Source organism: Nocardia abscessus (assembly GCF_015477775.1).
GTDB classification, from domain to species: domain Bacteria; phylum Actinomycetota; class Actinomycetes; order Mycobacteriales; family Mycobacteriaceae; genus Nocardia; species Nocardia abscessus_A.
On record NZ_JADLQO010000007.1, the window covers coordinates 215,338 to 242,063 of the forward strand.

Consider the following 26,726-nt stretch of genomic DNA (forward strand, 5'->3'; position numbering starts at 1 on the left):
CGCGGACCGAGCCGAACGCCTTCCCGGGGCCGTGACCCGGGTTCCTGCGCTCAACTCTAGAGCGCGGCCGACCGCTTCGGCAGGCATATCGCGCAGCGGGCCGGTCGGCCGCCCATTCGGCGTCAGAGCACGTCGGCGCAGGTCCGCCGAGATGTGGCGGGCCGGTGACGATCGAACGCCGTCATATCCGATCGGCCGCGGAGGTGGCATTCAGCGCGTGCGCGGGATTCCGGCCGCGGCGGCGATAGCCGCCCGGCGGAGCACCGAACTCGCGCTTGAACGCTTTCGCGAAGGCGAACTCGGAGGTGTAGCCGGCGCGGGTGGCGAGCGCGGCCAGCGGGTCGTCGGTGTCGCGCAGTGCCCGCGCGCCGCCCTGGTCATCCGCCACCAGGTCAGGTACGCCAGCGGTGCGCGGCCGACGAGCTGGGCGAATCGTTTCGCGAACGCGGCTCGGGAGAGTCCGGCCCGCCCGGCCAGCTCCTCGACCGTCCAGGGATGCGCCGGGTCGTCGTGCATGTGGCGCAGCGCGACGGAGATGGACGGGTCGGCCAGCGCGGCCGCCCAGCCGGTCGGCCAGCCGTGGGCCTGCTCGTCGTCGACGTCCAGGCACGCACGACCGCACTCACTTTCCCCGGCGCGTCGCAGCCGTGGAGGTGGTGAAGTTCGCTCTGACCGAGGTGGTCACCGTCCCCCGGCACGTTCCCGCCGAGCACGTCGAAGCGGTCGCCGAAGCCGAGGTGGCCGCGCTGTTCGCCGACCTCACTCCGGAGTTGGCGGAGACGCTTCCGGAGTTTCCCCAGGACGACCCGGAGGATCCGGGCCGGTTCCTGGTGCTGGCCGACGTCACCGGACCCGGTGGCGGCACCCGGGTGTACACCGAGGGCTTCGACACCTACCGATTCACGGCGATCGCCGCGGCCGATGCCGCCGTCCGGCTCGCCACCGACGGCGCCGAGCCGGGCGTGCTCGCACCGAGTCAGGCATTCGAGCCCGCGGATGTCTTGAATTCCTTTGCCCCGCACGGCATTCGGTGGTCGGTGGAACCGGCCCCGCGAACACCTGGCGACCCGCACGCTCACATTGCGCGCCCGCGCTCGTCGCTGTACCGATCGCGCCGGGCTCGCGCGCAACCGGCGTTCGGGGGATGTTCGAGGGGATGGACGACCCGAACCCGTTGCGGCGGTCGCGGCTCGCCCGAGCCGCCGTCAACCCCGCGCCCCGGGCGGGTGGGGACGGCGGTGCAGGGCGAGCTGGATCTCCAGCAGCAGGCGATCGGCGGGGTCGTCGAGGTTCATGCCGAGAATGTCCTCGATCCGGCGAAGCCGGTAGCGCAGGGTATTCGGATGTACGCACAGCGCCGCGGCGGCGTCGCGCACGTCGCCGTGTTCGCGCAGATAGGTCTCGACGCTCTCGCGCAGGCTCGCGGAATGCTTGCGGTCGTAGTCCAACAGCGCTTGCAGCCGGGGATCGCGCAATTCCGGCCGCGACCCGACGAGATCGAGCACCTCGCCGAGCAGCACCGCCGTCCGCGCCTCGGCGAGGGTGGTCACCCGGTTCCCGGGTGCTGCCGTGCCGGTACCGTCCAGCACCCGATCGACCTCTGCGCGCGCGGCCGCCACCCGGCTCAAATCGGGGACCGGGCAAGCGATCGCCGCCCGCAACCACAGCGAGCGCTTCGTTTCGAACTGCTCGATCAGCTGCCGGGTCCAAGCCGTCACCGCCCGCGCGGATCGGTAACCGGGCAGCAGCACGTACACGCGCTCACCGATCGTGGTGGTCACCGAGTCACCGCGAAAAGAGCTGGCGTGCAGGCGGAGAACGCCGCCCAACGCAGCAGGCTCGGTGACGGGCTCCTGCCCGGCGGGCAGAAGCGCGAACCCGATCACGGCCGCCGGACCGGTCGGCGCCAGGTTCAGCGCGTCCGCCACCACCGCCGAGTCGACCGCTGCCCCACCGATGCCGAACAGCCGCCGGATCAACAGCGCCTCGGTGGTGGGCGCGTCCAGGTTCCGGGAGATCAGGCGTGCCGCGATGGCCGCCGCGCCGCGCAGGATCTCGGCCGCGTCCGGTTTGAACGGCCGATCGCCCTGCTGCAGCCAGATCGCACCGAGCACCCGTGGCGCGCGGGCGTCCACGTCCGCGGGACGGCGGATGCCGATCACCAATCTGCGCTTGATGTTCAGCTCGTCGTGCGCCGGCACGTCGACGACCTCGTCGGTGTCCCGGAGCCGATCGAACACGCCCCATTGCCGCAACAGGGCCAGGTACTCCCGCGGCCCTTCCCTGCCGAGAATCGAGCGCACCCGCAACTGGTCGGCGTTCTCGTCGGACGCCGAGTACGCGAGCACGTGCGACCGCGGATCCTCGATCGACACCATCCCGCCCGCGTGGTGCGCGATCATCTGCGCCAGCTCGAACAGGTCGATGTCCGCGGCGACCTGCTCTCCGTCCCCGGCCACGTTCCCGTCCTTCGGCCAACTCGACAATGCACTTGTCCCATCTTTGTCCGACTGGCTCATTCTCCGGGCAGTTTTCCGGTGTTGACTTCCCTCTACCGGAAAATCACCTAAATAGCAGGAGGTCTCATGGACGCCGTCGTGGCCCCGCCACCGCCGGTCAACGAACCGGTGGGCAGTTTCGCGCCGGGCACGGCCGAGCGCGAGCGCCTGCGGGTGAAGCTGGCCGAACTCGCCGCGACGCCGACCGAGGTCGCGCACGTCATCGGCGGCGTGCACCGGGGCGGTGGCGGCGAGCGCGTCCGGGTGGTGCAGCCGCACCGGCACGACGCCGTCCTGGGCACGGTCGGCACGGCCGGACCGGCCGAGGTCCGCGATGCCATCGCGGCGGCGACCGTCGCGGCGCCGGACTGGCGTGCGCTGTCCTTCGCCGAGCGCGCCGCGATCTTCCTGCGCGCCGCCGACCTGCTGGCCGGGCCGTGGCGCGAAACCATCGCCGCCGCAACGATGCTGGGCCAATCCAAGACCGCCTACCAGGCCGAGATCGACACCCCGTGCGAGCTGGTCGACTTCTGGCGGTTCAACGTGCACTTCGCGCGCCGGATCCTGGCGGACCAGCCGATGTCGGCGCCTGGGGTGTGGAATCAGATGGACTACCGCCCGCTCGAGGGCTTCGTGTACGCGATCACGCCGTTCAACTTCTCCGCCATCGCGGGCAACCTGCCCACCGCACCCGCGCTGATGGGCAACACCGTGGTGTGGAAGCCTGCCCTCACCCAGTCGGTGGCGGCGTACTGGACGATGCGGCTGCTGGAAGCCGCGGGGCTGCCGCCCGGCGTGATCAACATGGTGCACGGCGCGGGACCGGAAGTGTCGGAGGTGGCGCTGGCCGATCACCGTCTCGCGGGCATCCACTTCACCGGGTCCACCGCGACCTTCCGGCGCCTCTGGCGCACCGTCGCGGCGAACCTCGACCACTACGACACCTACCCGCGCCTGGTCGGCGAGACCGGCGGCAAGGACTTCGTCGTGGCGCACAGCTCGGCCGATCCCGAGGTGCTGAGCACGGCTCTGATCCGCGGCGCGTTCGACTACCAGGGCCAGAAGTGCTCGGCCGCCTCCCGCGCGTTCCTCCCGCGATCGCTGTGGGACCGGATGGGCCGCGAATTCATCGACCGGGTGGCCGCGCTCAGCTACGGCGACGTCACCGACTTCGGTCACTTCGGCGGAGCGCTCATCGACCGGCGCGCCTTCACCAAGAACACCGACGCCATCGAACGCGCCAAGGCGACGCCCGGTCTGACCATCGCCACGGGCGGCCACGCCGACGACAGCGTCGGCTATTTCGTCGAGCCCACCGTCCTGCTCGGCGACGACCCCGCCGACGAGGCGTTCGGCACCGAGTACTTCGGACCGATCCTGGCCGTGCACGTCTACGACGATTCGTCCGGCGGCTCGTTCGAGTCCACGCTCGACGTGATCGACCGCGGCTCGCCCTACGGCTTGACCGGCGCGGTCATCGCCGAGGACCGGGCGGCGATCGGCACCGCCGTCGAGCGGTTGCGCTTCGCGGCGGGCAACTTCTACGTCAACGACAAACCCACCGGCGCGGTCGTCGGACAGCAGCCGTTCGGCGGGTCGCGTGCGTCGGGCACCAACGACAAGGCAGGCTCGGCACAGAACCTGCTGCGCTGGACCTCCGCTCGCACGATCAAGGAAACCTTCGTCCCCGCGACCGACCACCGCTACCCGCACCAGGAGTTGTGATGGCCTTCTCCGGACTGCTGCGGCCCGCCGTACTGGCGGCGTCCCGTTCCCCGCGCCTGGAGCGCGCGATCACCCGCATGCCGAGTACCAAGAAACTGGTCGACCGTTTCGTCGCGGGTGAGACCGAGGGCGACGCGGTCGCCGCGTCCTCGGCGCTGCTCGGCTCCGGACGCTTCGTGAGCATCGACTACCTCGGCGAGGACACCACCGATCTCGACCGCGCCCGCGGAACCGTCGCGCACTACCTGCGGCTGCTGTCGGCGCTGGGTGAGCTTCGGGCCGTCGACGAGGCGCCGGTACCTCGACTGGAGGTTTCGCTCAAGCTGTCCGCGCTGGGCCAGTCGCTGCCGCAGAACGGGTACGCCATCGCCCGCGAGCACGCCTACGAGATCTGCACGGCGGCGAAGGCGGCCGGGGTCTGGGTCACCGTGGACGCCGAGGACCACACCACCACCGAGGCGACGCTGGCCATCGTGCGCGAGCTGCGCCTGGATTTCCCGTGGCTGGGCACGGTCTTGCAGGCATATCTCAAACGCACCGAGCAGGACTGCCAGATCTTCGCCGGGCCCGGATCACGGATCCGGTTGTGCAAGGGCGCCTATCGTGAGCCCGCGTCGGTGGCCTATCAGAGCCGATCCGCGGTGGACGAGTCCTACCTGCGCTGCCTGCGGGTCCTGATGGAGGGCAAAGGCTATCCGATGATCGCCACGCACGATCCGGCGCTGATCGAGGCCGCGCTGGGCTGCGTGCGTGAAAGCGGCCGGAAGGCGGGCGATTTCGAGTTCCAGATGCTGCACGGCATCCGCGACGCCGAACAGCGGCGCCTGGCCGGAGCGGGCCACGCACTGCGCGTCTACCTGCCCTACGGCGACCAGTGGTACGGCTACTTCATGCGCAGGCTGGCCGAGCGGCCCGCCAACATCGCGTTCTTCCTGCGCTCCTTCGGCCGCGACCGCTGAGAGCACGAATCGAGGACGCCCGGTCCACGATTCTCGACCGCGGTCGCGAAAGCCGACCGTTTCGCCGCTGCTTGCGACGTCACGCGACCCCAACCGGCCGAACCGACGGTTTCGAGCGACGCGAGACCTAGCATTGAACACCCAGCGCCGCAGGCGCTGGAAAACCGACACAGCAAGGATCCTTATGTCTTTCGCGCAGTTACGCGGCCAGATGACGCGCCGAAAGCCGCTCGGCGAAGTAGAGGAAGAGGCCGCCCCGGCCGACGAGCAGCTGTCGCGGTCGCTCGGCCTGTGGCAGCTCACCGCGATCGGTGTGGGCGGAATCATCGGCGCGGGCATCTTCACCTTGGCGGGTGCGGTCGCGCACTCCGTCACCGGGCCGTCGGTGTTGATCTCGTTCCTCATCGCGGGTGTGGCCAGCGGCGCCGCCGCGCTGTGTTACGCCGAGTTCGCCGGGATGATCCCCAAGGCCGGGTCCGCCTACACCTACGGGTATGTATCGCTCGGCGAGATCGCGGGCTGGTTCATCGGGTGGGATCTGCTGCTGGAGTACATCGCGGTCGCGGCGGTGGTCGCCATCGGCGTCTCCGGATACTTCAAATTCCTGCTGGAGCAGGTCGACGTCACGCTGCCGGATTGGATGATGGGCGCCTCGGGCACCGGCGAAGGCCATGTGATCGATGTGTTCGCCGTCCTGTTCTGCCTCGGCACCGCCTGGCTGCTGTCGCGCGGCATCCGCAGTGTCGGCCGGTTCGAGACCGTGGCCGTCGGCATCAAGGTCGCCTTGGTCGTGCTGATCGTGGTGCTCGGGGTGTTCCATATCGACAGCTCGAACTACACCCCGTACTTCCCGTTCGGCGCCGGTGCGGTGTGGACGGGCGCGGCCACGGTCTTCTTCGCCGTGTTCGGTTACGACGCGATGAGCACCGCAGCGGAGGAATCCACCGAGGGCAAGAAGCATCTGCCCAAGGCGATCATCTATTCGCTGGCCATCGCCATGGTGCTCTACGTGCTGGCCACCCTGGTGTTGACCGGCATGCAGAAATACACCGAGATCAGCCCGACCAGCGGGTTCTCCACCGCGTTCGAGTCGGTCGGACAGCCGGGCGTGGCCAACATCATCGCGGTCGGCGCCATCGTCGGCATCGTCACCGTGGTGCTCACCTTCATGCTCGGCGTCACCCGGGTCTGGTTCGCGATGAGCCGCGACGGGCTGCTGCCGGAGTGGTTCGCCAAAACCCATCCGGTCCGCAAGGTGCCCACCCGGGTGACCTGGATCGTCGGCATCGGATCTGCGCTGATGGCCGGGTTGCTGGACATCACGGTGGTCGCCGAGCTCACCAATATCGGCATCCTGATGGCGTTCATCGTGGTGTCCGTCGCGGTGATCGTGCTGCGGCGCACCCGCCCCGACGAGCCGCGCGAGTTCCGGCTGCCCTTCATGCCGGTCGTGCCGCTGATCGGCATCGGGTTCTCGATGTACCTGATCTGGTCGCTGCCGTGGGAGACCTGGGTACGCTTCGCGATCTGGCTGGTCGTCGGCCTGATCGTCTACTTCGCATACTCGCGCACCCACTCCAAGCTGGAGCGCACCGGCGCCGCGACGACCGAAGGCCCGTCGACCGGGCACGACCGATGAACCGAACGGGCTCGCCGGGCTCGGTGATTGCGGAATGATCGCTCGACTGCATACGGTCGGGGGTGTCGGCATCGGCGGCCCGGAAGGAGCGGTAGCGGATGGATCTCCAGGAGGTCGTCTCGTCGGGCGTGCTGGAACAGCGCGAGCTCTTGGCGCAGGGCGCCCTGTCGGCGGAGCAACTCGTCGAAGCGACGCTCGACGGGATCGATGCCGCCGCGGATCTCGGCGCCTTCACCCGCGTGCTGCGCGAGGAGGCCAGGGCCGAGGCGGTCGAGCGGGACCGTGAGCGCGCGGCGGGCGGCGCGCTCGGCCCGTTGCACGGGGTGCCGATCGCGGTGAAGGACGAATTCGACGTCGCGGGCGTGGTGACCAGCTTCGGTACCCGGGCGAACGCGACGCCGGCCGTGGCGGACGCCGAGGCGGTGCGCAGGCTGCGCGCGGCCGGGGCCGTCATCGTCGGCAAGACCTCGATGCCCGAATTCGGGCAGTGGCCGTTCACCGAGTCCAGCACCTTCGGCGTGGCCCGCAATCCATGGGACCCCAGCCGGTCCACCGGCGGATCGAGCGGCGGGTCCGCCGCCGCGGTGGCGGCCGGTCTGGTGCCCGCCGCCCTCGGCGGCGACGGCGGCGGATCGATCCGGATTCCCGCGGCGTGTTGCGGGTTGTTCGGGCTCAAACCGCAGCGTGGACGCGTGCCGATCGCCCCGAACGAGCACCTGTGGTGGGCGCTGGGGGTCGCCGGACCGCTCACCCGCGGCGTGCTGGACTCCGCCGTCGTCTACGACGTCATCCGTGGCGCCACCCGCACCGACCGATTCCGTGCGCCGGACCCGGACCTCTCGTTCGAGGCGGCCGCGCGCGGACCGGCCCAGCCGTTGCGCATCGGCTACAGCACCAAATCCCCCATTCCATTGGTGAAACTCGATCCGCAGCACGTGCGCGCCGTCCGCGACACCGCCAGACTGCTCGCCGAACTGGGCCACACGGTCGCGGAGATCGACCCCGACTACCCCGATTCGACCCATGCCTTCTTCCCGCAGTTCTTCGGCGGCGTGCGCGCCGAACTGGCCGAGGTGGACCATCCGGAGCTGCTCGAACGCCGCACCAGACAGACGATCGCGCTCGGCGCCTGGGCGCGCGGGCCGGTCGTCGAATGGGCGATCCGGCGGGGCGAGGCGGTGCGGCGCAAGGCCGACCGGATCTTCACCGAGTGCGATCTGCTGCTGACGCCGACCATCGCGATCCGCCCGCCGCTGCTCGGTGTGCTCGACGGGGCGAACACAGCGCGTGCTCAGCTCGCCTCGGTCCCGATGGTCGCCTACACGGCGATCTGGAACGTCACCGGCCACCCCGCCGCGTCCCTGCCCGCCGGTGTCGGTGACGACGGGCTTCCGCTGTCGGTTCAGCTGGTCGGCCCAACCAACGCTGAGACGACGATCCTCCCGATCGCCGCGCAACTCGAGCAGGCGCGTCCACAGCCCCGCCCGGTGCTCCGCTCCGCCCGATAGCCGAGGAAGGTCCATTCGGTCGCCCCCCGTCACACACCGGCGGAGCGCCCTGCGCCGACGTTTCCGACGCACGCCCTGGTGTGTGCTCAATCCGGCTGTCAGCCCTGATCCCGCTTCCCCGCGCCGACCTGATGTGCGAGGCCACACAGCGACGTAGGCTCACGCGCCCATCAACTGTCCCCATCAAGTGATACGCGCGTCCGCCGACACCGCCAGTTGCGCCCCTCGCTCCTCCGCGTGAGCGGCGAGCACCGTCGGCCGCAGTCACCGCCGCGTCGACTCCTGCGTCCACCGACACTCGCCATCAAGTGATGCGCGCGTTCGCCGACACCGCCAGTCGTGCCCCTCGCTCCTCCGCGTGAGCGGCGAGCACCGTCGCCTGCGGTCACCGCCGCGTAGGCAGGCGGTGATGCCGAAAGCCCCGGCAAAGCGTCGATTGCACCATCGTCCGTGCGCGTTGGGCGACCACCGTCGGCCGACCACCTCGCAAACACTCCGCGAACCGGTGGCTAAGATACAACTTGTGTCTAAGACGTATTCATCGGCTGAGCAGGCCTATCGCGCCGTGAAGGAACGCATCCTCTCCGGCGCGCTGGCGGGGGGCGAGCTGATCAGCGAGGGCGAGATCGCCGCCGAGCTGGGGACCTCCCGCACGCCGGTGCGCGAGGCGTTCCTGCGGCTGGAGACCGAGGGCTGGATGAAGCTGTACCCCAAGCGCGGCGCGCTGGTGGTGCCGATCCCACCCGACGAGGCCGAGCACGTCGTGCACGCCAGGTACGTGGTGGAGACCGCGGCGGTCCGCGGCGCCACCGCCAACGACAGAGGCATGCTGCTCGACGCGTTGCATTCCTCGATCGAGCGCCAGCGCGACCTGGCCGCCGCGGACGACCTCGACGGATTCGCCTTGGCGGACACCGACTTCCACCGCACCTACGTCCTGGCCGGTGGCAATCCGCTGTTGTCGGGTTTCTACGACTCGCTGCGCGAACGTCAGCGCCGGATGAACAGCGTCGCCCTGCGCCGCGGCCCGGTCGACATGACCCGGATCATCGAGCAGCACGCACGGCTGGCCGAGCTGATCGCGGCGGCGGATGTCGCCGGGTTCGCCGACGCGCTGGTCGAGCATCTGTCCGGCGTCCACCAGCTGGAACTACGGAGCCGGTGATGGCGACACTCACCGTCACCGCGCCCGGCGACCCGGTCGTCTCCGGCCGATGGCGCGGGGTCGCCGCCGCGATGTTCGCGATCGCCTGGGGCGGAAACGAATTCACGCCACTGCTGGTGATGTACAAGAACGACGGACTGGCGGCCACGACCGTCGATCTGCTGCTGTTCTATTACGTGCTCGGGATCGTGCCCGCGTTGCTGATCGGCGGTCCGCTGTCGGATCGCCACGGTCGCCGCGCCCTGCTGCGGCCCGCCCCGCTGATAGCCGCGGCCGGATCACTGCTGCTGGCGTTCGGGTCGGCGTCGGTACCGGTGATGTCCGCGGGACGGGTGCTGTGTGGCGTCGCGCTCGGGTGGGCGATGGCGGTCGGCGGCAGCTGGCTCAAAGAATTGGCGCAGCCGCCCTACGGGCCGGAGCTCGCCGCAGGCACGGGGGCGCGGCGCTCCGCGATGAGCCTCACGGGTGGTTTCGCGGTCGGCGCCGGCTGCGCCGGAGTGCTCGCGCAATGGGCCCCGTGGCCGAACACCTCGGCGTACCTGATCAACGCGGGGCTGTGCCTGGTCGCCGCCGTGTGGGTCAGGCGGGCGCCGGAAACCGTCCCGCCCCGCCGCGATCCGCGTCGGCTCCGCGCTGACCTGCGGATTCCCGCGACCGGGCACCGCCGGTTCCGCATGGTGGCGATCCCGGTCGCCCTGTGGCTGTTCACTTCCGCCGCGACGGCGTACGCGGTGCTGCCCGCGCTGATGGCGCCGCAGGTCGCCGCGGCGCCGATCGCGTTCTCGGCCATGGTGTGTGTCGTCACGCTGGGCTGTGGATTCGCGATCCAGTCCGTCGCGCGGCGGATCGATCAGCCCGGCACCGCGCGGGCGGCCGTGGTGGCGCTGACCGCGGTCACGCTCGGGATGACCCTCGCCACGGCGGCTTCCGGCCTGCTGACCCTGTGGGCGACGCTGGCCGCCGCCGCGGTGCTCGGGGCTGGTTACGGCATCGGTCTGGTGGCCGGGCTACAGGAGATCGAGCGCATCGCGGGCCCCGGTGATCTCGCCAGGCTGACCGCGGTGTTCTATTCGGCCAGCTATCTGGGTTTCGGCGTCCCCGCGCTGCTTTCGTTCCTGCACGATGCCGTCGGCCTCGGCTATCCGGCGATGCTCGGCGCGGGCACGCTGGCGGCGGCCGGATGTCTGGCGCTGATGCTGCGCGACTACCGAGCCCGGCGGTCACCCGACGGCGATTTCACGCCTTCGGCGTCAGCAGCACCAGCGGAATCTCACGCGTGGTCTTCGTCTGATAGTCGGCGTAGTTCTTCGCCGCGGAGGTGACGCGGGGCCACAGCGCCGCCCGTTCCTCGGCCGTGGCCACCCGAGCCGTCATGGGCACCTTCGGGCCGCTGCGCACCGACACGACGACGTCCGGGTTGTCGCGCAGGTTCAGGAACCATGCCGGGTGCACGGGGTCGCCGCCGCGCGAGGCGACGACGACGTAGGTGTCGCCGTCGACGACCGGGGCGGTGAGCATGACCGCGTGCGGGCGGCCGGACTTGCGGCCGATGGTCGTGAGCTCGAGCGACGGCATGCCCGCGAAGTCATTGCCCACCTTCCCGAAGCTGATCTTCAACAGGACACGATGCGCCGTATTCATGGCCTTCAGCGCGAAATTCGAGGGCATGCGATCCTCACGATCGGCTCGACAGGTGGACTGCCGCAGGGGGATGCGACGAATCGGACTGTACCCGAACCGGCGCGGACCGCTCAGCGCGCGGACCACCCCGACCAGCGCGCCACGTCGATGGCTATCACCGGGCCCGGCGGCGGCTGTCGCTCGTACTGCGGGTAGTGCTCGGTCAATCGACGGATCGCCGCTGCGGCCTCGTCGGGTTCCGCGATGCGGGCGTCCCCGTCGGCGCGGGCCCACCACAGCTGGGTCCAGTCGTCGCCGTAACGGTCCACGAGCACGGCGACCGCGGGGTTCGCCGCGATGTTGTCCAGGCGGCGCAACGCCGTCGTGGTCTTCGGCTTCGCGTCCACGCTGGTGTAGATCACCTCGCCCGCCACGACGAACACGATGGGCACCACATGCGGGCGCGACCGCGCCGAAATTGTCGCCAACCGCGCGACCGGGCTGGTCGCGAATCGTTTGCGCGCTTCCTCGGAACTCAGTCGCACATCCGCCTCCTCGACGCCATTGTCCCCGCAATTCGGGGATCGAGTCTGTTCCGCCCCCTATGCAACCGGACATTTGCCGTGAAATCACGGTGATCGACTGCTCCCACGCTACGGTCGAGTGAATGTTTGACCCGTCAAGAGGCTATGTCCCCAGAAGGTGGAGGCGGTCGTGGACATCGATATCACTGCCCGGCTGAACCTAGCGTTCGAGATGTGGGAGCGCGCGCACGGGCGCCCGCTCGCCGACGATACGGTCGAGACGTGGGTGACCGCAGCCGGGTACGACCTGGAACCAGGTCACCTGGCGAAGGTCCGGCGCGGGCAGCTCACCGCACTGCCGGAGCAGGCACGCGCCGGGCTGGCCCATGTGTTCGGGCTCGACCCCAACTACTTCGTCTTCGATCCCGGCCCCGACCGGACCGACGACGCCGAAGTGATCGCGCACCTGGACAATTCGGCCCTGCGCCGCCTCGGGCAAGCCGTGAACGGCGTGTCGCTGCGCACACTGCTGTACCTGGAGTCCGTCGCCGAAGTACTCCGCGAGGCCGACGGCCTGCCTCCGTGCGAGCAAACCGCACAACTCTGATCGAACGACAGCGGCTCGGTTTCGGCCCCCGGCTCCGGCAGACCGGCGGGCCGGCCACACCGCCGATTCACTCGACGCGGCCGCCCGGCACGTCGATAATCTAAAATTCAAATATTCGTCCGCAATACCGCTGCCCGCACCAGCGCGAGCACGGATAGTGAATTCCAGGCAAACGACTTTCCAACAATTTTCCACTGACCGCGCTGCCGCACCGCACTTTTCGGCCGTCGCCAGCGTAATCCGAGCATCGGCGCGGCAGCGGAAATATCCGGCCTTGCCGCGCGCCCTCGAAATCCGCCCGAGTGGCGCGGCACCGCCCGCCCCGCTATGCTCTTGCCGCGAGATTCGAAAATGCTTGTCGGTCTGCGCATTTGGGGTGAAAATGCACGCAGAAGGGGGTAAGGGGATGTCAATTCTCCGGCGGTGAGCGCGAGTGCGGAAGTACGAAACTTGGCAGAGTTGTTGAATCCGGCGGCGAGTGAGCTCGGCGAAGGCGCCGCTCGGCGCTCGAAACCGCCGTACGCGACATTGGCGGCCTGCGTTATCGCGAGCACCGCCGTCGTGACCACGGCGGTGTACTACGCACCCGCCGAATTCCGGATTTCGCTCGCGGCGGGCGCCACCGCCGCGGCGATCGCCTTGTGCGCCGCGGTGACGACGGCGGTGCATTTCCGCCGGGAAGCCCGGCATGCCCGGCGGGACGCCGACCAGGCCCGCGACGACCGCGTGCACGCCATCGCCGGCGCGCACGCCGAGGTCACCGCCGCGAACGAGGCGGTCGCCGAACACACGGCGCGCTCGAAGATCAGCGAGAGCCGCCGCGCCGCCGCCATGGCTGCCTTCGCGGGCGCCGCGGGGCGCATGCAGGCGATGACCACCAGCATGCTCGCGGAGCTGCGCGAGATGGAGCACCGGCACGGCGATCCCACCGTGCTCGCCGACCTGCTGCAACTGGATCACCACACCGCGCAGGCGGGGCGGCTCGCCGACAGCATCGCCGTGCTCAGCGGCGCGCGATCCGGCCGCAGATGGGCCAAACCGATTGCCATGGAATCGATTCTGCGCGGCGCGATGGGCCGCGTGGCCGGCTACCAACGGGTGCGGTTGCGCGCGATCGCCGATATCGCGGTCTCCGGGCATGCCGCGGAGGGCGTCATGCACGCACTGGCGGAGCTGCTCGACAACGCATGCAATTTCGCCCCGCCCACCACCGAGGTGCACGTCTACGCCGCCGAGGTTCCGGCGGGCGTCATCATCACCATCGAGGACAGCGGACTGGTCATGAGCGAGTCCGCGCTGCGCCGCGCCGAGGCGGCGGTGTCGGCCGCCGGACCGGACGCACGCGGTTCCGGACTCGACCTCTCGTCACTCACCGGGACCCGGCTCGGCCTCGCCGTGGTGGGCAATCTCGCGCGCAAGCACGGCCTCACCGTCTCCTACCGGCCTTCCGCCATCGGCGGCACCGCGGTGGTCGTGGTGATCCCGCGCGATCTCACCACACGCGTGGAGCGGCCCCAGCCGTCCACCATCACCGGCACGCTGCCCGTCACGCGGGAGCGCGCGGGCGCCACCGCACCGCCGGAACGGACGCCCGCCGAACCGGAGCCGGTGAGCTCCGGCAGGGCACAACCGCCCACTGCCGGTCCGGCGCTGCCCAAGCGACGCCGCGGCAGCACGCTGGCCGCCGTCCATCCCGAAGGGCTCGCCGCACCGGAACCGGCCGCGCCGACGCCACCCGCGGCGCGGCCGGACTCACTCGGCGCGTTCCAGCGCGCGGTGACCGGGCGCGCGACCGACAGTGCCGTCACCCCTTCCCCCGCCCCTTCCGTCTCCGTGGAGAGCGAACGATGACAACCTCCGAGACCGCACAGCTGAGCTGGCTATTGGAACAGCTGCTCACCCGCACACCGCGCACCAGGCACGCGCTGCTGCTGTCCAGTGACGGGCTGAAGATCTGCCACACGCCCGAACTCACCGTGGACGGAGCCGACCAGCTCGCCGCCATCGCCGCGGGCATCCAGAGCCTCTCGCACGGGGCATCGGTCGAATTCGGCGACGGCCGGGCGGGGGTGCGCCAGTCGATGACCGAGTTCTACGGCGGCATCCTGTTCATCGTCGAGGCCGGGCTCGGCGCGCATATCGCGGTCGTCGCCGCCGAGGACGCGGATGCCGGGTTGGTCGGTCACAACATGCGGGAGCTGGTGGAACAGCTGGGCGAGCACCTGGCGGCCGCACCGCGCTTCCCGGGGGCGAGCGTGTCGTGACCAGGCCAGGCCGCGACGACGACCCCGATCGGCTCTACACGCTGACCGGGGGGCGCAGCAAGCCGGACTCCGACACTTTCGATCTGGTCACCCTGGTGGTCAGCGAGTGCGCGCCCACACCGGGCATGCAGTCCGAGCACGTGGCGATCCTCGACCTGTGCCGCGCCCCGACCGCCGTCGTGGAAATCGCCGCCGAACTGCGCATTCCGGTGGGCATCGCGACAATTCTGCTCTCGGACCTGCTGCACGCGGGCAAGATCACCGTCCGTCCGCCGCGCAGCGGTCTTCCCGGCGCGCCATGGTCTTCCCTGCCCGACACCACCACGCTCGAGAAGGTGCTCGTTGGACTTCGCAAACTCTGATCCGCGCCCCGCCCGCGCGGACGCGCCCCTGCACCATGCGACAAGGCGGGGACTGAAGATCGTCATCGTCGGGGGTTTCGGCGTCGGCAAGACGACGATGGTCCGCGCGGTGAGCGAGATCCGCCCACTGGACACCGAGGCGATCATGACCGACGAGGGGCTGGACATCGACGACCCCAGCGGCGCGCCGGGCAAATCGACGACGACCGTCGCCTTCGACTTCGGGCGGATCACCATCGACGACGAGCACGTGCTGTACCTGTTCGGCGCACCCGGGCAGGAGCGGTTCCGGTTCCTCTGGGATCGGCTGTTCACCGGCGCGCTCGGCGCCATCGTGCTGGTCGACCCGCACCGGATAGCCGATTCCTGGTACGCCATCGACCGGCTGGAACACCAGAAGACGCCGTTCATCGTCGCCTGCAACGACTTCGGCGCGGGTCACCGTCCCGGCGAGGTCCGCGATGCGCTCGACCTGGATCCGCACGTGCCGGTGATCGATTGCGACGCCCGCTCCCGCGAGTCCGGCGCGGGCGTGCTGATCACCCTCATCGAGCACCTCTACTCCATCGCCACGCCCCCTGCGGCCCGGCGTCCCCTGTTCCCGACTCCGGAGGCCGCGTCATGACCGTGCCCGCGCCGAGTTCCACCGACAGCTGCCCCGTCCACGCCGCCCCGGTCACGTTGAGCGGTCCGCGTTTCCACACCGACCCGCATCAGCTCTATCACGAGATGCGCCGCGAACACGGTCCGGTCGTCGCCGTCGAGTTGCCCGGCGGCGTCCCCGCGTGGCTGGTCATCGGTTATCGCGAATTGCACCAGGTGACCAGCGATCCCGAGTTGTTCCCGCGCGACGTCGCCCGGTGGAACCAGTGGCCGAACATCCCCGCGGACTGGCCGCTGCTGCCGATGGTCGGGCAGCCGATGCCGTCGATCTATTTCACCGCGGGCGCGGAGCACCGCAGGCACGTGGCGATGGTGGAGCCCGCGCTGGAAATGGTCGACACCTTCGAATTGCGCCGCGCCTGCGAGGACTTGGCCGACCGCCTGATCGACGCGTTCTGTGGACGCGGCGAAGCGGAGTTGGTCGCCGACTACGCCGAGCCGCTGCCGGTGCTGGCCCTGGCGCGGATCCTCGGCTTCCCCGCCGAGGACGGGCCCCGGGTGGCGTGGACGATGAAGACGCTCGCCGACGGCGAGGCCGACGCCCAGGCGGCGCATCAGCAGTTCGCCGAGCACATGCAGCATCTGCTCGCGACCAAGAAGGCCGCGCGTGGCGCCGACCTCGTGTCCTGGATGCTGGCGCGTCCCGGTGCGTTCACCGACCAGGAATACGTCTTGGACCTGATGGCGATCACCGCCGCGGGGTACCTGCCCACGGCCGACTGGATCGGGAACTCGGTGCGGCTGATGCTCACCGACGACCGGTTCGCCGCCGCGCTCGGCGGCGGGCGCCACAGCGTGGGCCAGGCGATGAACGAAGTGCTGTGGGAGGACACGCCCACCCAGATCCTCGCCGGGCGCTGGGCGGCCCGCGACACACGCCTGGGCGACAAGGTCATCCGGGCCGGGGACATGCTGCTGCTGGGCCTGGCCGCGGCCAATGCCGATCCCCATGTGCGCCAGCATGTCTCCGACGGCGCCGAACCGGCGCACACCGGAAACAGCGCACACTTCGCCTTCAGCTACGGCGAATACCGCTGCCCGTTTCCCGCACAGGAGATCGCCGAGGTGATCGCGCGCACCGGCATCGAGGTGCTGCTCGACCGGCTGCCCGACCTCGACCTGGCGGTACCCGCCCAGAACCTGGTCCGGCGACCGTCGGCCTTCCTGCGCGGCATGACATCCCTGCCCGTCCGCTTCACACCCGTTCGCGCCGTCGGAGGTACCCCGTGAGCACCGAATGCCCACACGCAGCAACCCTTGTCATCGACCCGATGGTCGGCGACTTGGGCGCGGAGACCAGCCGGTTGCGCGCCGCCGGTCCGCTCACCCGGATCGAGTTGCTCGGTGTGCCCGCCTGGACGGTCACCCAGCACGCGCTGGCCAGGCAGCTGCTCGTCGACACCAGGCTGGTCAAGGACATCGGCGCCTGGTCGCTGTGGCAGTCCGGCGCGGTGACCAGGCAGTGGCCGCTGATCGGCATGATCGACGCGGGCCGTTCCATGTTCACCGTCGACGGCGCCGAGCACCGCAGGCTGCGGATCAAGACCACCCAGGCGTTGACCAAGCGCAGGCTGGACGCGCTGCGGCCTGCAATCGAGCGGATGACCGCCGAACTGCTGGACGATCTCGCCGAGGCCGGACGCGACGGCGCGGTGGTGGACCTCAAGACGGTGTTCGCCTATCCGCTGCCGATGCGGGTCATCAGTGAGCTGATGGGCGTGGACCGGGCCGACCATCCGATGCTGCTCGGCTGGTACAAAGCGTTCTTCTCGCTGCTGACGCCGCAGGACGAGCGGCTACGGGTGATCGACGAATTGGACGTCTATTTCACCGACCTGGTGCGCAAGAAGACCGCCGACCCGACCGACGATCTGACCAGCGCTTTCATCGTCGGCGGCGACGACATCGAGCCGCTCACCGAAGAAGAGGTGGTGGGCAACCTGAAGGCGCTGGTGGCCGCGGGGCACGAAACGACGATCGGCCTCATCCTCAACGCCGTGCGCGCACTGCTCGGGCGCCCGGACCAGTTGAGCGCCGTGCGCACCGGCGAGCTCACCTGGGAAGCCGCGGTGGAGGAAACCCTGCGCTGGGACAGCCCGGTGACCCATTTGCTGATGCGGTTCGCCACCGAGGACATCGCCGTGGGCGACACGGTCATCGCGCAGGGCGAGGGAGTGGTGATGTCCTACCGCGCGATCGGGCGGGATTTCGCCGTGCACGGCCCGGACGCCGACGACTTCGACGTCGCCCGCCCGACGGCGAACCGGCATCTGGCGTTCGGTTACGGCCCGCATATCTGCCCTGGTGCGGCACTCGCCCGCCTGGAAGCGGGGATCGCGCTGCCCGCCCTGTTCGATCGCTTCCCTGCCCTGCGCTTCGCCGTGCCCGTCGAGGAGATCCGCAACCTGCCGGTGCTCACCCAGAACGACCTCGAAGCGTTCCCGGTGCATCTCGGGAACTGACCCGAAGCAACAATTGTCGGTGGCCCCTGTGGCGCACCGACATTCGGCGCGCAAACCTGCTCCTACCGCCGAACTCTCGCCCATGCGGGCAGAGGCTCACGCGCCGCCAGCCACTCCTCCGGTATCCCTCGTGTCTCGCCTCGGCATCCAATGCCGGTGTGTGACGCCACGATTCCGCCGACGATAGCGGCCGTGGTATCCACATCCCCACCAGCTTCGATGCACGCGGTTACAGCGGCAGGATAGTCACCGAGAAAGGTAGCCGCTGCCCACAAGGCGAACGGAACCGTGTCCTGAGCGCTGACCTGCGAGCCGTTGCCGAGCTCGTAGGCCGCTTCGGCTATCGATCGGCCCAGTAGCTTCTGGGCGCGGCGGACACCTGTCGCGGTCCGGCCATCAACGAGATACGGCTCGACCGCAGTCAGCAATTCGCGCGGCGAGCATCCTTTCCCGCAAGTCGCCGCAGCATGGCTCGCGGCGACTGCGACCGCCATCGCACCCACGATCGCTTCCGGATGCTGATGCGTCACCTCAGCCGACAGTGCGGCCTGAACTGCCGCTCGGTCGGGATCCCCGGCGAAATACGCCCCGAGCGGGGCGACTCGCATCGCGGCTCCGTTTCCCCACGATCCGCGCCCGTCGAATACGGCACCCGCCGCGTCCACCCAGGGGCGTCCATCGCGAATCTCGTGTAGCACGACGACGGTGCCGGCGCCATACCCCCGATAGGGTTCGCAGCGTTCGGCGAATGCGGTTGCGAGCGCGTCGCGGTCGATGTGACTGCGGCCGCAAACCTCCACGTACACCGAACAAGCCATCTCGGTGTCGTCGGTCCATTGCCACGGCGCTGCGGGCGGGCGTCCGGCGAGAAGATCGGGTATGGAGCGACCCGGCACAAAGAACTGAGCACCCAGCGCATCACCAACGGACAAACCATCGAGGCTGGCACCAGCGGCATCTAAATTATGCGGCATATAGGCGCATATGATGCCCACCGCAACCAGCTGCCGCAACTCGGCATGAGCGTGTGCTCGCAGGGGATGCCCGGTTGCTGGGACACCAGAAGTCGACCACACACTGAGCCGAGCGCGGACAGCTATTGTTCGCGGGATACTCCGCGTGAGCGGTCCTGGCCTTGCCCGGTGCCGCCTCGCACAACCCCCGGGACATGACCAGGCGGCTGCCTGACTGCCGCTTGCGGATGCTGCGCCTGCCCCAACCACAACAGTCTTTCCACCTCCGACAGACGCCCCTTTTCGTCCAATTCCCTGAACGCCGCATTCCGCGCCTCGTTCAGGTCCTGCAAGGAAGCCTCGCGTTCCTTCTCCGCTGCCGCGCGGGCCTCGGCTGCGGCACGCTCCGCGCTGGCCGCGTCGGCCGCCTCTCGGACCGCTTGTTCCCCAGCACCAGCGGCCTCCCGCTGCGGGTACTGGTGGGGCACCGGGAATTCCTGCGCCACCCGTTCGGCAGCCTCCCGTTCCACCCGTGCACGCTCGGTTTCCGGCGTTCGGAGTGCTTGCCTGGCACGCTCGGCTTGCTCGCGGGCCTGCCGGTCGCGTTCGGCCTGCTGCGGGGCATCGACCCGGCCACGCGCAGCGGCTTCCCGGAATAGCTGCATCTTCCGGAATTTCTCGGCTCGCCCTCGTGCCCGCACGATATCGCGTAACTTCGCCAACCGTTGACGCGCACGGTTCGCGCGGTTCAGTTCGTATCTCGTCTTCAATTCCAGCTGCCGGGCGTCACTTTCGCGTTCCAGCCCTTTCGAGAATGCCGCACGAGCCTGTTCCCGTGTCAGCTCTTGGTGAATCACTCTGTCGCCGAATTCTTGCTTCAACTCGGTCAGCATTTTCTGATATTTAGGCGACATTTGCTCACCCGCTACAGTCCGAATCCGAAGCGATTCGATTTCGCGTTTCGCGAGGAGCTCGCGGTCCTTTTGCAACTCCCGGATGTCGTTCTTGCTGCCGGTCTGGCCCGACTTGTCTTCGATGGCATGAATCCGGCCTTGTTCATCGGCCCTGGCCTTGTCATAATGCCGGTAGCCCAGCGATGTGACGTACCGATCCGGCTGCTTGACATAACCGTTCTGCCGATCACGGAAAAGGTATTCTATGCCGTTCTCGAATATCCGTCCGCGAGCAGGGTTATCGTATGGATCTCGGATTCTGTCGTACTCATCAGGCATGACAGCGCCCACCCCGAATATTGCGATGATCGATTAAAGCGTTGAGCTACACGCCATCACGTGACGAGGAGTATTCGTCAGCGAATTCGCGCAGCATCTCGGCCATGCTGGAGAACATGCCACCCTCTGCCGGGTCATAGTCGTCGATCATGAGTTTCATCAGCCCGTACGCGGTGTCACCGTCGACGTCGAACCCATATTCGAGCAATGGATTGACGTGATCGTAGAATGAATTCTCGCGGCCGAACCATTTGTAATCCTCCCAGTGTGCGCCAGCGAACCTGATGAAAAGCTCACCCAGAAAACATATGAAGGCGTCAGCCATATCAGCGCTCTCGGGAGCCATTGCGGTAGCCATATCCGGGAACAATGCGGCTACCACGGCGTCCAGATGGGACAATTCTGGATCCTCTTCGGGCCATGGTTCGGACGGAATGTCACGCAATCCGGCGTGATCGAGGAACTTCCGCACCTGCGCTGCCCGCCGATCCGGGGCGACCCATTTACCCCATTCGGTCTGCTCGACTGGAACGCCGAGATCCATCGCCATCTGTTCGTTGTCCACTGGCCGGGCCTTCCCCTCATTTCGGCTGTCAGGTATCGCACGTTCGAGCACTACAGTGTCGCGTCCGCACTCGTCACTGGGCAAGCAGCGCGGACGGGAGCGTTGCGTCGCGATGGAACCGTCATCGCTCGACATACAGTTGTTCACAGGCCAACCGGGTAGCTGATCAGTGCGGCCGCTGGCGACGTATATGGCCTCGGCGCAATGGCGGATACCGTTGTCCTGGATGAATATTAGGGCCGCAGTCGAACACGCCGCGTAGTGCAGTTGGTAGCCGCGCATCCGCACGATCAGGTGCACGTCGGGTACGTCCGGCAGAGCTGAACTCATCACAAGCCCCGGCCCCAGAAGCACTGACAGTCGTCGCGGAAGCCGATTTTCGCCGAGAAGCGGTGTGTATCGGCCGAGTTGCATGTGACGACCCGTCCGTGACGGGTTGATCTGGCGTGGCAATGGCTGTCGTGCAATGCGTTTGGTGAGCAGGGGAGGCCGCCGGGCGGGTTCGGTTGGGCACACCGATGTGGCGTCCCGTTCATCCAGCCTCCACTCTCAGCTGCGCCGCCAGGTCGCGCGCTTCCCTCTGATACAACGGGGTGCCAGGGGACGCGACCGTGCGCGGCGGTCTGGTGGTTCAGGTGTTGTTGAGGTGCTGACCGATGATCGCGGGGATCAGCAGGTCAAGAAGAGTGATGTCATCGGCGGCGGAAATGTTGTCGATGATCGGATCGAGCAGCGGCGCGGCGTAGAGGCGGCCGGTGTGGGGTGCGGCAGCGGTGCGGGCGCTGCTGATCAGTTCATAGACGACCATCGACATCACACGCACGCGGGTGGTGTCGGTCATCCCGTCTCGCGCGGCAACCTCAGTGGCGGCCATGAGGGTGCCGATAACGTCAGTGAGGATGTCGAACTCGGCAGCGGTGCGCTCGGCGTCCTGGTCACCGATCACCGACGGGCCTGCGGCGGCTGCGATGGTGGCGGGGAAGCAAGCGCGGTTTCAGCGTGCATGGTGAACAGCCAGCACTGCCAGGTCGTGATCCACAGCTGACACAATGGACCACACCCATAAGGCACTGCCGCCGTGGTGGTGTCACGCATACGCCCTCACCTTCCGGCGCTGTCGGGTGTGCTGGGCGGCGCAATACCGGATCGCCTCGACCACGATCCGCCCTGGCGGCCGATAGGAATCGTGGGGTGGTTGCACCCACGCCCGGAACAAGCCAGGGCGCTGTCCGGGACCGGGCAACGCTATCTCTCCGGCACGGAGGATCGACACACCCAATCGCGACATCTCCGCGAACAACCGGATGTCCTCCGGCAGGTCCGGCCCTGTCAAAAACGTTCACCGCTGCGAACGTGGATGCGTGAGTACCGGCCCGGCCTGTTGGCCCGCTCGGTGCATCCATGCTTTGACTTCCGAGCCGATGAACGCGGGCATCATCAATCCGCACACCCGACCCGCGCGTAGCGTGATGCGCCCCAGGTGCGGTGGGTGGACTTCGGCGGGCAGGTCGCATACGTGCCGGTAAAAGTGACAGACCGACAACGGTGTATGCCCAGGCTGTTTCAATGAATTCACGAACCACTCCCCTGCTCGATGCGCTGGTGTGCACCCGACGCCGAGGCCGAACCGCCGACTGCCCATCATCGGGCGACCAGCAGGGCCGGGATGAGAAACCGGCGGCACCCGGCGTCGGGGCTGAATCGAGGGTGGCGGAGATTGTCGGCCGGAACTCACACAAAATCGGCACACTGCCGAGTTTGGTTGACGTGGGGGTTCTCAGCGTTGGACGCTGGGCATATGACCGGCGAGTCGAGAACAGCCATCGGTGTGCGGATTGCCGAGGTACGCAAGACGCATGGCGTCACTCAAGTGTCGCTGGCACGGCGGGCGCGTGTGTCGTCATCGTTACTGCAAAAGGTGGAGCGTGGTACCCGGCCAGCTAGCCCGTCGCTGATCGCTGCGGTTGCGGCAGCGTTGGGTGTCAGTGTGATCGACCTTACGGAGCAGCCGTACTGGTCGCGGAATGCTGCACCGGACTCAGAGCAGTCGGGTGTGCCAGGGCTTCGGCAGGCGTTGGTAGAAGGTGACGATCCGGATATCGATACCGATGTTCGGGGGCTGGTCGAGCTTCGAGCGGCGGTCGCTGAGATCAAGGAGTTCGACCGACGGACAAAGCACGCGGAAGCAGTGCGGGCCTTGCCCGACGTGTTACGTCACCTGCATCGGGCCAGTCATGATGTAGCGGCGTCGGATCGCCCTGAAGTGTTCGAATTGCTCTCTGCTGCCTACTCCTACGCTGTAGTGGCCCTGTACCGGCTTGGGCATCTCGATTTAGCGCACCTGGCGGATGAGCGGGCGAGGCGGGCGGCATCGCTGGGCGGAGATCCGCTGCGCGCGGCCGTAAGTGAGTGGAACCATGCTCTGATCCTGCTCTTCGATGGTTCGTACAACGCAGGATTGCGGAGCATCGACCGGGCGGCGGCGCTCGTCGACCTGGTGCAGACGGACTCGAGCTCATCAGCGGTCCGCGGCGCTCTGCACCTACGGGCTTCGGTGTTGGCGGCGCGAAGTGGCGACGGCGAACTTGCCGACGAGCACTTGCGCGCGGCTGGTGAACTGGCGATGCCGTCACATGAGGCAGCGAACCATTACGGGACGAAGTTCGGTGCCGCGAACGTCGATATCCATCGTGTAGCGGTGCCGGTCGAACTGTGTGACGGCACCACGGCTGTATCGAGAGCTGACGGCATTCGCCTCCCTGCTGACACGGCACCGAGCCGCAGCGGCCACTACTGGATCGACCTGTCGCGGGCGTGGCTACTGCACGGCGATCGGCGGCGTGCGCTGGAATCGTTGAATCAGGCACGACGGATCGCGCCCCAGCTGACCCGATACCACCCCCAAGTTCACGAGACGGTTCACGCATTAGCAGCGCGTGACTCGCGCACCACCAACAGCTTGGCGAACTTCGCCGCGTGGTGCGGAGTGAAGGGCTGAGCCGATGGAAGACACGAACGAACACCGCAGCCCGGTACTGTACGCACTCGTAACGGGTTCACCCGCTGCACAGGATGTCGGCAAACTGGTGGAGCTGGCTCAACGTGACGGCTGGGATGTCTGCGTCATCGCCTCCCCGGAAGGTCGGCGATTCATCGACACTGCCGCGTTGGCTGCACTGACCGGTCACACAGTTCGCAGCGAGTACAAAGACCCTGACGCGCCGGACGTGCTGCCGCCTCCAGACGCGATGATCGTGGCTCCGATCACCTGTAACTCGCTGGCCAAATGGGCGGCCGGGATCTCGGACACACTGCCGCTGGGGCTGCTGGTCGAAGGTGTCGGCAAGCAGCTGCCCATCGTCGCGATGCCCTTCTCGAACTGGGCGCAGATCAGGTTTCCTGCCGTACAGGAAGCAATGGCCAAGCTCGAACGATGGGGTGTAACCGTTCTGGTCGGCGACAACGTATACCGCCAACATGATCCTGGGACGGGAGAACAGTACATAGACCGGTTCCCTTGGGCGCTCGCATGGAAGACCCTTGTAGACAGGTGGTCGCGGACGCCCTGACCGGTCCACCGGCGAACAGACCACACGGCCCGAAGCACCAGTTGTTACCGTGGCCTATGGCCAGCGAATCCTCGGCGGCGCCGCACCGGCGTGACCAGCTCCGCGACTTCCTCCGCACCCGTAGGGCCCGGCTCACGCCGGAGGACATCGGCCTGGCGACCGTGGGGCGGCGACGGACGCCCGGCCTGCGGCGCGAGGAGGTCGCGATGCTCGCCGGGGTGGGCGTGTCCTGGTACACGTGGCTGGAGCAGGGACGCGACATCACCGTGTCGGCGGAGGTGCTCGACGCGATCGGCGCCGCACTGCGCCTGTCCGGTCCGGAGCGGACGCATCTGTATCTGCTCGCAGGCCTCAACCCGCCGCCGCCGGGCTCGACGCGCGACGCCGAACTCACCCCGCAGCTGCGCAGGCTGCTCGACGCGTGGGGCTCGAGGCCCGCGGTGCTGCGCGACCGCTCCTGGAATCTGCTCGCGGTCAACGACACCGCGCGAGCCGTCTTCGGTTTCACCGACGCCGACCACAACTGCCTGGTCTCGTTCTTCACCAACGCCAGGTACCGCGGCATGCACGCGGAGTGGAGCGCGATCGCGCCCGCGGTCGTGGCCGCTTTCCGCGCGGATGCGGCGCATCACCCCGGCGACCCCGAGTTCGGCCGGGTGATCGGCGAGCTCACCGCCGCGAGTGAGGAATTCGCCGAGTTGTGGGCTCGCCACGACGTGGACGCCGCGGGCCAGGCCGTGAAGGCGGTGCGCCACCCCGAAGCGGGCGACCTGCTGTTCGACACGACCACCCTCGCGGTGGCCGACCACCCGGATTGGTTCCTGGTGCTCTACAACCCGCAACCCGGCACCGAGACCGCGCAGCGGGTCGAGGGGCTGATGCGGATCAGACTCGCCGCCCCGGCGTGACCGTAGCCTGGTGGTGCCACACCTAGGACAACCGAACACTGTTACGCGGACACGGCCTTCGGCACGCTGATTCGCATGACACACAGCATCTCCCGATTCGACGGTCAGGTCGCGCTCGTCACCGGTGGCTCGAGCGGCATGGGACTGGCCACCGCACGACGGCTGCTCACCGAGGGCGCGCAGGTGGTCATCACCGGCCGGGACAAGACTCGGCTGGACGCCGCGGTCGAGGAATTGAACGGCGCCGACCGGGTGGTCGCGATCCAAGGTGACGCGGGACGCGTCGCCGATCTCGACGCGCTGGCCGCCGCCATCCGCGACCGGCACGGACGCCTGGACGTCGTGTTCGCCAACGCCGGGGTCGCGTCCTTCCGGCCACACGCCGAGATCTCCGAGGACGAGTTCGACCGCGTCGTGGACATCAACTTCAAAGGCGTGTTCTTCACCATCCAGAAAGCTCTGCCGCTGCTGTCGGAGCACGCGGCGATCGTCATCAACGCCTCGTGGACGCTGCATCGTGGCCTGCCCGGAGGTACGTTGTACGCGGCCACCAAAGCGGCCGTGCACAATCTGGCCCGCACGCTCGCGGCGGAGCTGGGGCCGAAGGGAATTCGGGTCAACTCCGTGAGCCCCGGATACATCGAGACCCCGATGTTCCACGACAACGTCAGCCCCGAAGCGCACGCCGCCGTGCTCGCCGAGGTGGCGAGCCGCCGGTTGGGCACCGCCGAGGACGTCGCGGACGCCGTCGCGTTCCTCGCCTCCGCCGAGGCGTCCTACGTCAACGGGCAGGATCTCGTCATCGACGGCGGCCTGGTCGCGGCCATCTCCCGCGAGATGATCTAGGCGGCCGTCGCCGGGCTCCACCGGCGCATCGGCGAACTCCTGCACCGCGCCTTGCTCGATCGCTGAGCGGCCGAAGCTCCAATATCCGGTTGCCGTCGCATGCGCGCCGCTCAGTACAGTGGGCCGGTGATTCGCACCGCCGCGCTGGCCCATGTCCGGGATCGTCGCCTGTTGCAGGCGCGCTCGGCCGGCAAGGAGGTCTTCTATATGGCCGGCGGCAAGATCGATCCCGGCGAGACGCCCGAGGCGGCGCTGCACCGCGAGGTGCGCGAGGAACTCGGTGTCGGTGTCGTCTCTTTCGACGAGCTCGGGGTGTTCCATGCCGAGGCGTACGGGCACTCCCCCGGCACCCGGCTGCACATGACCTGCTTCACCGCGGAACTCGACGGCGATCCGCGACCCACCAGCGAGATCGCCGAACTCCGCTATTTCACCGTGAGCGAGTACGCCGCCATGGACCACGTGGCACCCGGCTCGATGCTGGTCTTCCGCAAACTCCACGAACTCGGCGTGGTCGACTGGTAGTTCAGGATCCGCTACCGGCCGACGTCCGGCGCGGCGACCTCGCATCGAATTCGAAGCCGCGGGCGTCGACAAGTCGCGCGTTCCCGTGCGACCCGAAGCCGACCCCTCCGGCGAGGACGTCGAGGTCGCATG

The 26,726-nt window shown here is 68.4% G+C and carries 27 protein-coding genes and 1 pseudogene; 18 read left to right on the top strand and 10 right to left on the bottom strand.

Translation table 11 applies throughout. The features are described from left to right. Nucleotides 1-181: 181 nt before the first annotated feature. The 3 genes and pseudogenes from IU450_RS39810 to IU450_RS20010 form a co-directional block, all read right to left on the bottom strand. Nucleotides 182-388 carry an AraC family transcriptional regulator gene (locus tag IU450_RS39810; protein WP_324197739.1) on the bottom strand — a complete coding sequence of 69 codons (207 nt, stop codon included), beginning with the start codon at nucleotides 386-388 and terminating at the stop codon, nucleotides 182-184. A 62-nt stretch (nucleotides 389-450) separates the two neighbouring features. Further along, nucleotides 451-516, bottom strand: a pseudogene (locus tag IU450_RS39815) (hypothetical protein); the annotation flags it as partial. 689 nt (nucleotides 517-1,205) lie between these two features. Beyond that, on the bottom strand, nucleotides 1,206-2,459 hold the full coding sequence (locus IU450_RS20010; RefSeq protein WP_324197740.1) for a helix-turn-helix domain-containing protein: 1,254 nt from the start codon (nucleotides 2,457-2,459) through the stop codon (nucleotides 1,206-1,208). 126 nt (nucleotides 2,460-2,585) lie between these two features. Between IU450_RS20010 and pruA the strand changes: the two genes are divergently transcribed. The 6 genes from pruA to IU450_RS20040 all read left to right on the top strand — a co-directional run bounded on the left by pruA (nucleotide 2,586) and on the right by IU450_RS20040 (nucleotide 10,816). Continuing rightward, nucleotides 2,586-4,223 (top strand): L-glutamate gamma-semialdehyde dehydrogenase, encoded by a 1,638-nt coding sequence (pruA, locus tag IU450_RS20015; RefSeq protein ID WP_195151275.1) that lies wholly within the window; start codon nucleotides 2,586-2,588, stop codon nucleotides 4,221-4,223. Then, a complete protein-coding gene (locus IU450_RS20020) occupies nucleotides 4,223-5,182 on the top strand; it encodes a proline dehydrogenase family protein (RefSeq protein WP_195151276.1) in 960 nt (319 codons plus the stop codon). Before pruA ends, IU450_RS20020 begins: the two co-directional genes overlap by 1 nt. A 184-nt stretch (nucleotides 5,183-5,366) precedes the next feature. Then, nucleotides 5,367-6,821 carry an amino acid permease gene (locus tag IU450_RS20025; RefSeq protein ID WP_195151277.1) on the top strand — a complete coding sequence of 485 codons (1,455 nt, stop codon included), beginning with the start codon at nucleotides 5,367-5,369 and terminating at the stop codon, nucleotides 6,819-6,821. A 98-nt stretch (nucleotides 6,822-6,919) separates the two neighbouring features. Beyond that, nucleotides 6,920-8,329 (top strand): amidase, encoded by a 1,410-nt coding sequence (locus IU450_RS20030; RefSeq protein ID WP_195151278.1) that lies wholly within the window; start codon nucleotides 6,920-6,922, stop codon nucleotides 8,327-8,329. Nucleotides 8,330-8,852: 523 nt separating this feature from the next. Next, nucleotides 8,853-9,494, top strand: a complete 642-nt coding sequence (locus IU450_RS20035) for a GntR family transcriptional regulator (RefSeq protein ID WP_195151279.1) — start codon at nucleotides 8,853-8,855, stop codon at nucleotides 9,492-9,494. After that, the gene (locus tag IU450_RS20040) at nucleotides 9,494-10,816 is read left to right on the top strand and encodes an MFS transporter (protein ID WP_195151280.1); all 1,323 of its coding nucleotides are present in this window, start codon (nucleotides 9,494-9,496) and stop codon (nucleotides 10,814-10,816) included. Before IU450_RS20035 ends, IU450_RS20040 begins: the two co-directional genes overlap by 1 nt. Here the strand turns inward: IU450_RS20040 and IU450_RS20045 are convergent. Together IU450_RS20045 and IU450_RS20050 are read right to left on the bottom strand one after the other, a co-directional pair. Further along, a complete protein-coding gene (locus tag IU450_RS20045) occupies nucleotides 10,731-11,162 on the bottom strand; it encodes a nitroreductase family deazaflavin-dependent oxidoreductase (RefSeq protein WP_181724571.1) in 432 nt (143 codons plus the stop codon). The two genes, IU450_RS20040 and IU450_RS20045, sit on opposite strands and share 86 nt — an antisense overlap. 83 nt (nucleotides 11,163-11,245) lie before the next feature. Then, nucleotides 11,246-11,659: a TIGR03668 family PPOX class F420-dependent oxidoreductase gene (locus IU450_RS20050; protein ID WP_195151281.1), complete on the bottom strand. Its 414-nt coding sequence runs from the start codon at nucleotides 11,657-11,659 to the stop codon at nucleotides 11,246-11,248. Between the two features lie 169 nt (nucleotides 11,660-11,828). Between IU450_RS20050 and IU450_RS20055 the strand changes: the two genes are divergently transcribed. Further along, on the top strand, nucleotides 11,829-12,245 hold the full coding sequence (locus tag IU450_RS20055; protein WP_195151282.1) for a hypothetical protein: 417 nt from the start codon (nucleotides 11,829-11,831) through the stop codon (nucleotides 12,243-12,245). A gap of 107 nt (nucleotides 12,246-12,352) precedes the next feature. On the opposite strand, the gene IU450_RS20060 is transcribed toward IU450_RS20055, so the two are convergent. Beyond that, complete coding sequence (locus IU450_RS20060) at nucleotides 12,353-12,814, bottom strand: hypothetical protein (protein ID WP_195151400.1); 462 nt, start codon at nucleotides 12,812-12,814, stop codon at nucleotides 12,353-12,355. On the opposite strand from IU450_RS20060, the gene IU450_RS20065 reads away from it, so the two are divergent. The 6 genes from IU450_RS20065 to IU450_RS20090 are packed head-to-tail and all read left to right on the top strand — an operon-like array spanning nucleotide 12,807 to nucleotide 17,996. Continuing rightward, a complete protein-coding gene (locus IU450_RS20065; protein ID WP_324197741.1) occupies nucleotides 12,807-14,096 on the top strand; it encodes a sensor histidine kinase in 1,290 nt (429 codons plus the stop codon). The genes IU450_RS20060 and IU450_RS20065 overlap by 8 nt on opposite strands. Next, entirely contained in the window at nucleotides 14,093-14,509 is a 417-nt protein-coding gene (locus IU450_RS20070; RefSeq protein WP_195151283.1) for a roadblock/LC7 domain-containing protein, read from the top strand. Before IU450_RS20065 ends, IU450_RS20070 begins: the two co-directional genes overlap by 4 nt. After that, a complete protein-coding gene (locus tag IU450_RS20075) occupies nucleotides 14,506-14,871 on the top strand; it encodes a DUF742 domain-containing protein (protein ID WP_195151284.1) in 366 nt (121 codons plus the stop codon). Before IU450_RS20070 ends, IU450_RS20075 begins: the two co-directional genes overlap by 4 nt. Beyond that, nucleotides 14,852-15,496 (top strand): ATP/GTP-binding protein, encoded by a 645-nt coding sequence (locus IU450_RS20080; RefSeq protein WP_195151285.1) that lies wholly within the window; start codon nucleotides 14,852-14,854, stop codon nucleotides 15,494-15,496. Before IU450_RS20075 ends, IU450_RS20080 begins: the two co-directional genes overlap by 20 nt. Beyond that, complete coding sequence (locus IU450_RS20085) at nucleotides 15,493-16,764, top strand: cytochrome P450 (RefSeq protein ID WP_195151286.1); 1,272 nt, start codon at nucleotides 15,493-15,495, stop codon at nucleotides 16,762-16,764. The genes IU450_RS20080 and IU450_RS20085 overlap by 4 nt, the downstream gene beginning before the upstream one ends. Further along, a complete protein-coding gene (locus tag IU450_RS20090) occupies nucleotides 16,761-17,996 on the top strand; it encodes a cytochrome P450 (protein ID WP_324197742.1) in 1,236 nt (411 codons plus the stop codon). Before IU450_RS20085 ends, IU450_RS20090 begins: the two co-directional genes overlap by 4 nt. A gap of 62 nt (nucleotides 17,997-18,058) precedes the next feature. On the opposite strand, the gene IU450_RS20095 is transcribed toward IU450_RS20090, so the two are convergent. The 4 genes from IU450_RS20095 to IU450_RS20110 all read right to left on the bottom strand — a co-directional run bounded on the left by IU450_RS20095 (nucleotide 18,059) and on the right by IU450_RS20110 (nucleotide 21,692). Beyond that, nucleotides 18,059-19,009: an ADP-ribosylglycohydrolase family protein gene (locus tag IU450_RS20095; protein ID WP_228834826.1), complete on the bottom strand. Its 951-nt coding sequence runs from the start codon at nucleotides 19,007-19,009 to the stop codon at nucleotides 18,059-18,061. Between the two features lie 83 nt (nucleotides 19,010-19,092). Beyond that, nucleotides 19,093-20,181: a hypothetical protein gene (locus tag IU450_RS20100; protein ID WP_195151287.1), complete on the bottom strand. Its 1,089-nt coding sequence runs from the start codon at nucleotides 20,179-20,181 to the stop codon at nucleotides 19,093-19,095. A 46-nt stretch (nucleotides 20,182-20,227) separates the two neighbouring features. After that, a complete protein-coding gene (locus IU450_RS20105) occupies nucleotides 20,228-21,076 on the bottom strand; it encodes a hypothetical protein (RefSeq protein WP_195151288.1) in 849 nt (282 codons plus the stop codon). 301 nt (nucleotides 21,077-21,377) lie between these two features. After that, nucleotides 21,378-21,692, bottom strand: coding sequence for a hypothetical protein (locus IU450_RS20110; protein ID WP_195151289.1), 315 nt, complete (start codon nucleotides 21,690-21,692; stop codon nucleotides 21,378-21,380). Nucleotides 21,693-22,544: 852 nt separating this feature from the next. Between IU450_RS20110 and IU450_RS20115 the strand changes: the two genes are divergently transcribed. The 5 genes from IU450_RS20115 to IU450_RS20135 all read left to right on the top strand — a co-directional run bounded on the left by IU450_RS20115 (nucleotide 22,545) and on the right by IU450_RS20135 (nucleotide 26,594). Then, nucleotides 22,545-23,744 (top strand): helix-turn-helix domain-containing protein, encoded by a 1,200-nt coding sequence (locus IU450_RS20115; protein WP_195151290.1) that lies wholly within the window; start codon nucleotides 22,545-22,547, stop codon nucleotides 23,742-23,744. A gap of 4 nt (nucleotides 23,745-23,748) precedes the next feature. Next, nucleotides 23,749-24,315 carry a flavoprotein gene (locus tag IU450_RS20120; RefSeq protein ID WP_195151291.1) on the top strand — a complete coding sequence of 189 codons (567 nt, stop codon included), beginning with the start codon at nucleotides 23,749-23,751 and terminating at the stop codon, nucleotides 24,313-24,315. Nucleotides 24,316-24,371: 56 nt separating this feature from the next. Further along, nucleotides 24,372-25,223 carry a helix-turn-helix transcriptional regulator gene (locus IU450_RS20125; protein ID WP_195151292.1) on the top strand — a complete coding sequence of 284 codons (852 nt, stop codon included), beginning with the start codon at nucleotides 24,372-24,374 and terminating at the stop codon, nucleotides 25,221-25,223. Nucleotides 25,224-25,298: 75 nt separating this feature from the next. After that, entirely contained in the window at nucleotides 25,299-26,069 is a 771-nt protein-coding gene (locus IU450_RS20130) for a glucose 1-dehydrogenase (RefSeq protein WP_195151293.1), read from the top strand. Nucleotides 26,070-26,168: 99 nt separating this feature from the next. After that, entirely contained in the window at nucleotides 26,169-26,594 is a 426-nt protein-coding gene (locus IU450_RS20135) for an NUDIX hydrolase (protein WP_195151294.1), read from the top strand. Nucleotides 26,595-26,726: the final 132 nt, after the last annotated feature.

What these genes read in the sequence shown, in the direction of transcription:
- pruA (WP_195151275.1), top strand. Translation starts at nt 2,586, where the DNA reads ATGGACGCCGTCGTGGCCCCGCCACCGCCGGTCAACGAACCGGTGGGC.
- IU450_RS20100 (WP_195151287.1), bottom strand. Translation starts at nt 20,181, where the DNA reads ATGCCTGATGAGTACGACAGAATCCGAGATCCATACGATAACCCTGCT.
- IU450_RS20025 (WP_195151277.1), top strand. Translation starts at nt 5,367, where the DNA reads ATGTCTTTCGCGCAGTTACGCGGCCAGATGACGCGCCGAAAGCCGCTC.
- IU450_RS20115 (WP_195151290.1), top strand. Translation starts at nt 22,545, where the DNA reads ATGACCGGCGAGTCGAGAACAGCCATCGGTGTGCGGATTGCCGAGGTA.
- IU450_RS20105 (WP_195151288.1), bottom strand. Translation starts at nt 21,076, where the DNA reads ATGAGTTCAGCTCTGCCGGACGTACCCGACGTGCACCTGATCGTGCGG.
- IU450_RS20085 (WP_195151286.1), top strand. Translation starts at nt 15,493, where the DNA reads ATGACCGTGCCCGCGCCGAGTTCCACCGACAGCTGCCCCGTCCACGCC.
- IU450_RS20040 (WP_195151280.1), top strand. Translation starts at nt 9,494, where the DNA reads ATGGCGACACTCACCGTCACCGCGCCCGGCGACCCGGTCGTCTCCGGC.
- IU450_RS20070 (WP_195151283.1), top strand. Translation starts at nt 14,093, where the DNA reads ATGACAACCTCCGAGACCGCACAGCTGAGCTGGCTATTGGAACAGCTG.
- IU450_RS20125 (WP_195151292.1), top strand. Translation starts at nt 24,372, where the DNA reads ATGGCCAGCGAATCCTCGGCGGCGCCGCACCGGCGTGACCAGCTCCGC.
- IU450_RS20045 (WP_181724571.1), bottom strand. Translation starts at nt 11,162, where the DNA reads ATGCCCTCGAATTTCGCGCTGAAGGCCATGAATACGGCGCATCGTGTC.
- IU450_RS20030 (WP_195151278.1), top strand. Translation starts at nt 6,920, where the DNA reads ATGGATCTCCAGGAGGTCGTCTCGTCGGGCGTGCTGGAACAGCGCGAG.
- IU450_RS20130 (WP_195151293.1), top strand. Translation starts at nt 25,299, where the DNA reads ATGACACACAGCATCTCCCGATTCGACGGTCAGGTCGCGCTCGTCACC.
- IU450_RS20020 (WP_195151276.1), top strand. Translation starts at nt 4,223, where the DNA reads ATGGCCTTCTCCGGACTGCTGCGGCCCGCCGTACTGGCGGCGTCCCGT.
- IU450_RS20135 (WP_195151294.1), top strand. Translation starts at nt 26,169, where the DNA reads ATGCGCGCCGCTCAGTACAGTGGGCCGGTGATTCGCACCGCCGCGCTG.
- IU450_RS20120 (WP_195151291.1), top strand. Translation starts at nt 23,749, where the DNA reads ATGGAAGACACGAACGAACACCGCAGCCCGGTACTGTACGCACTCGTA.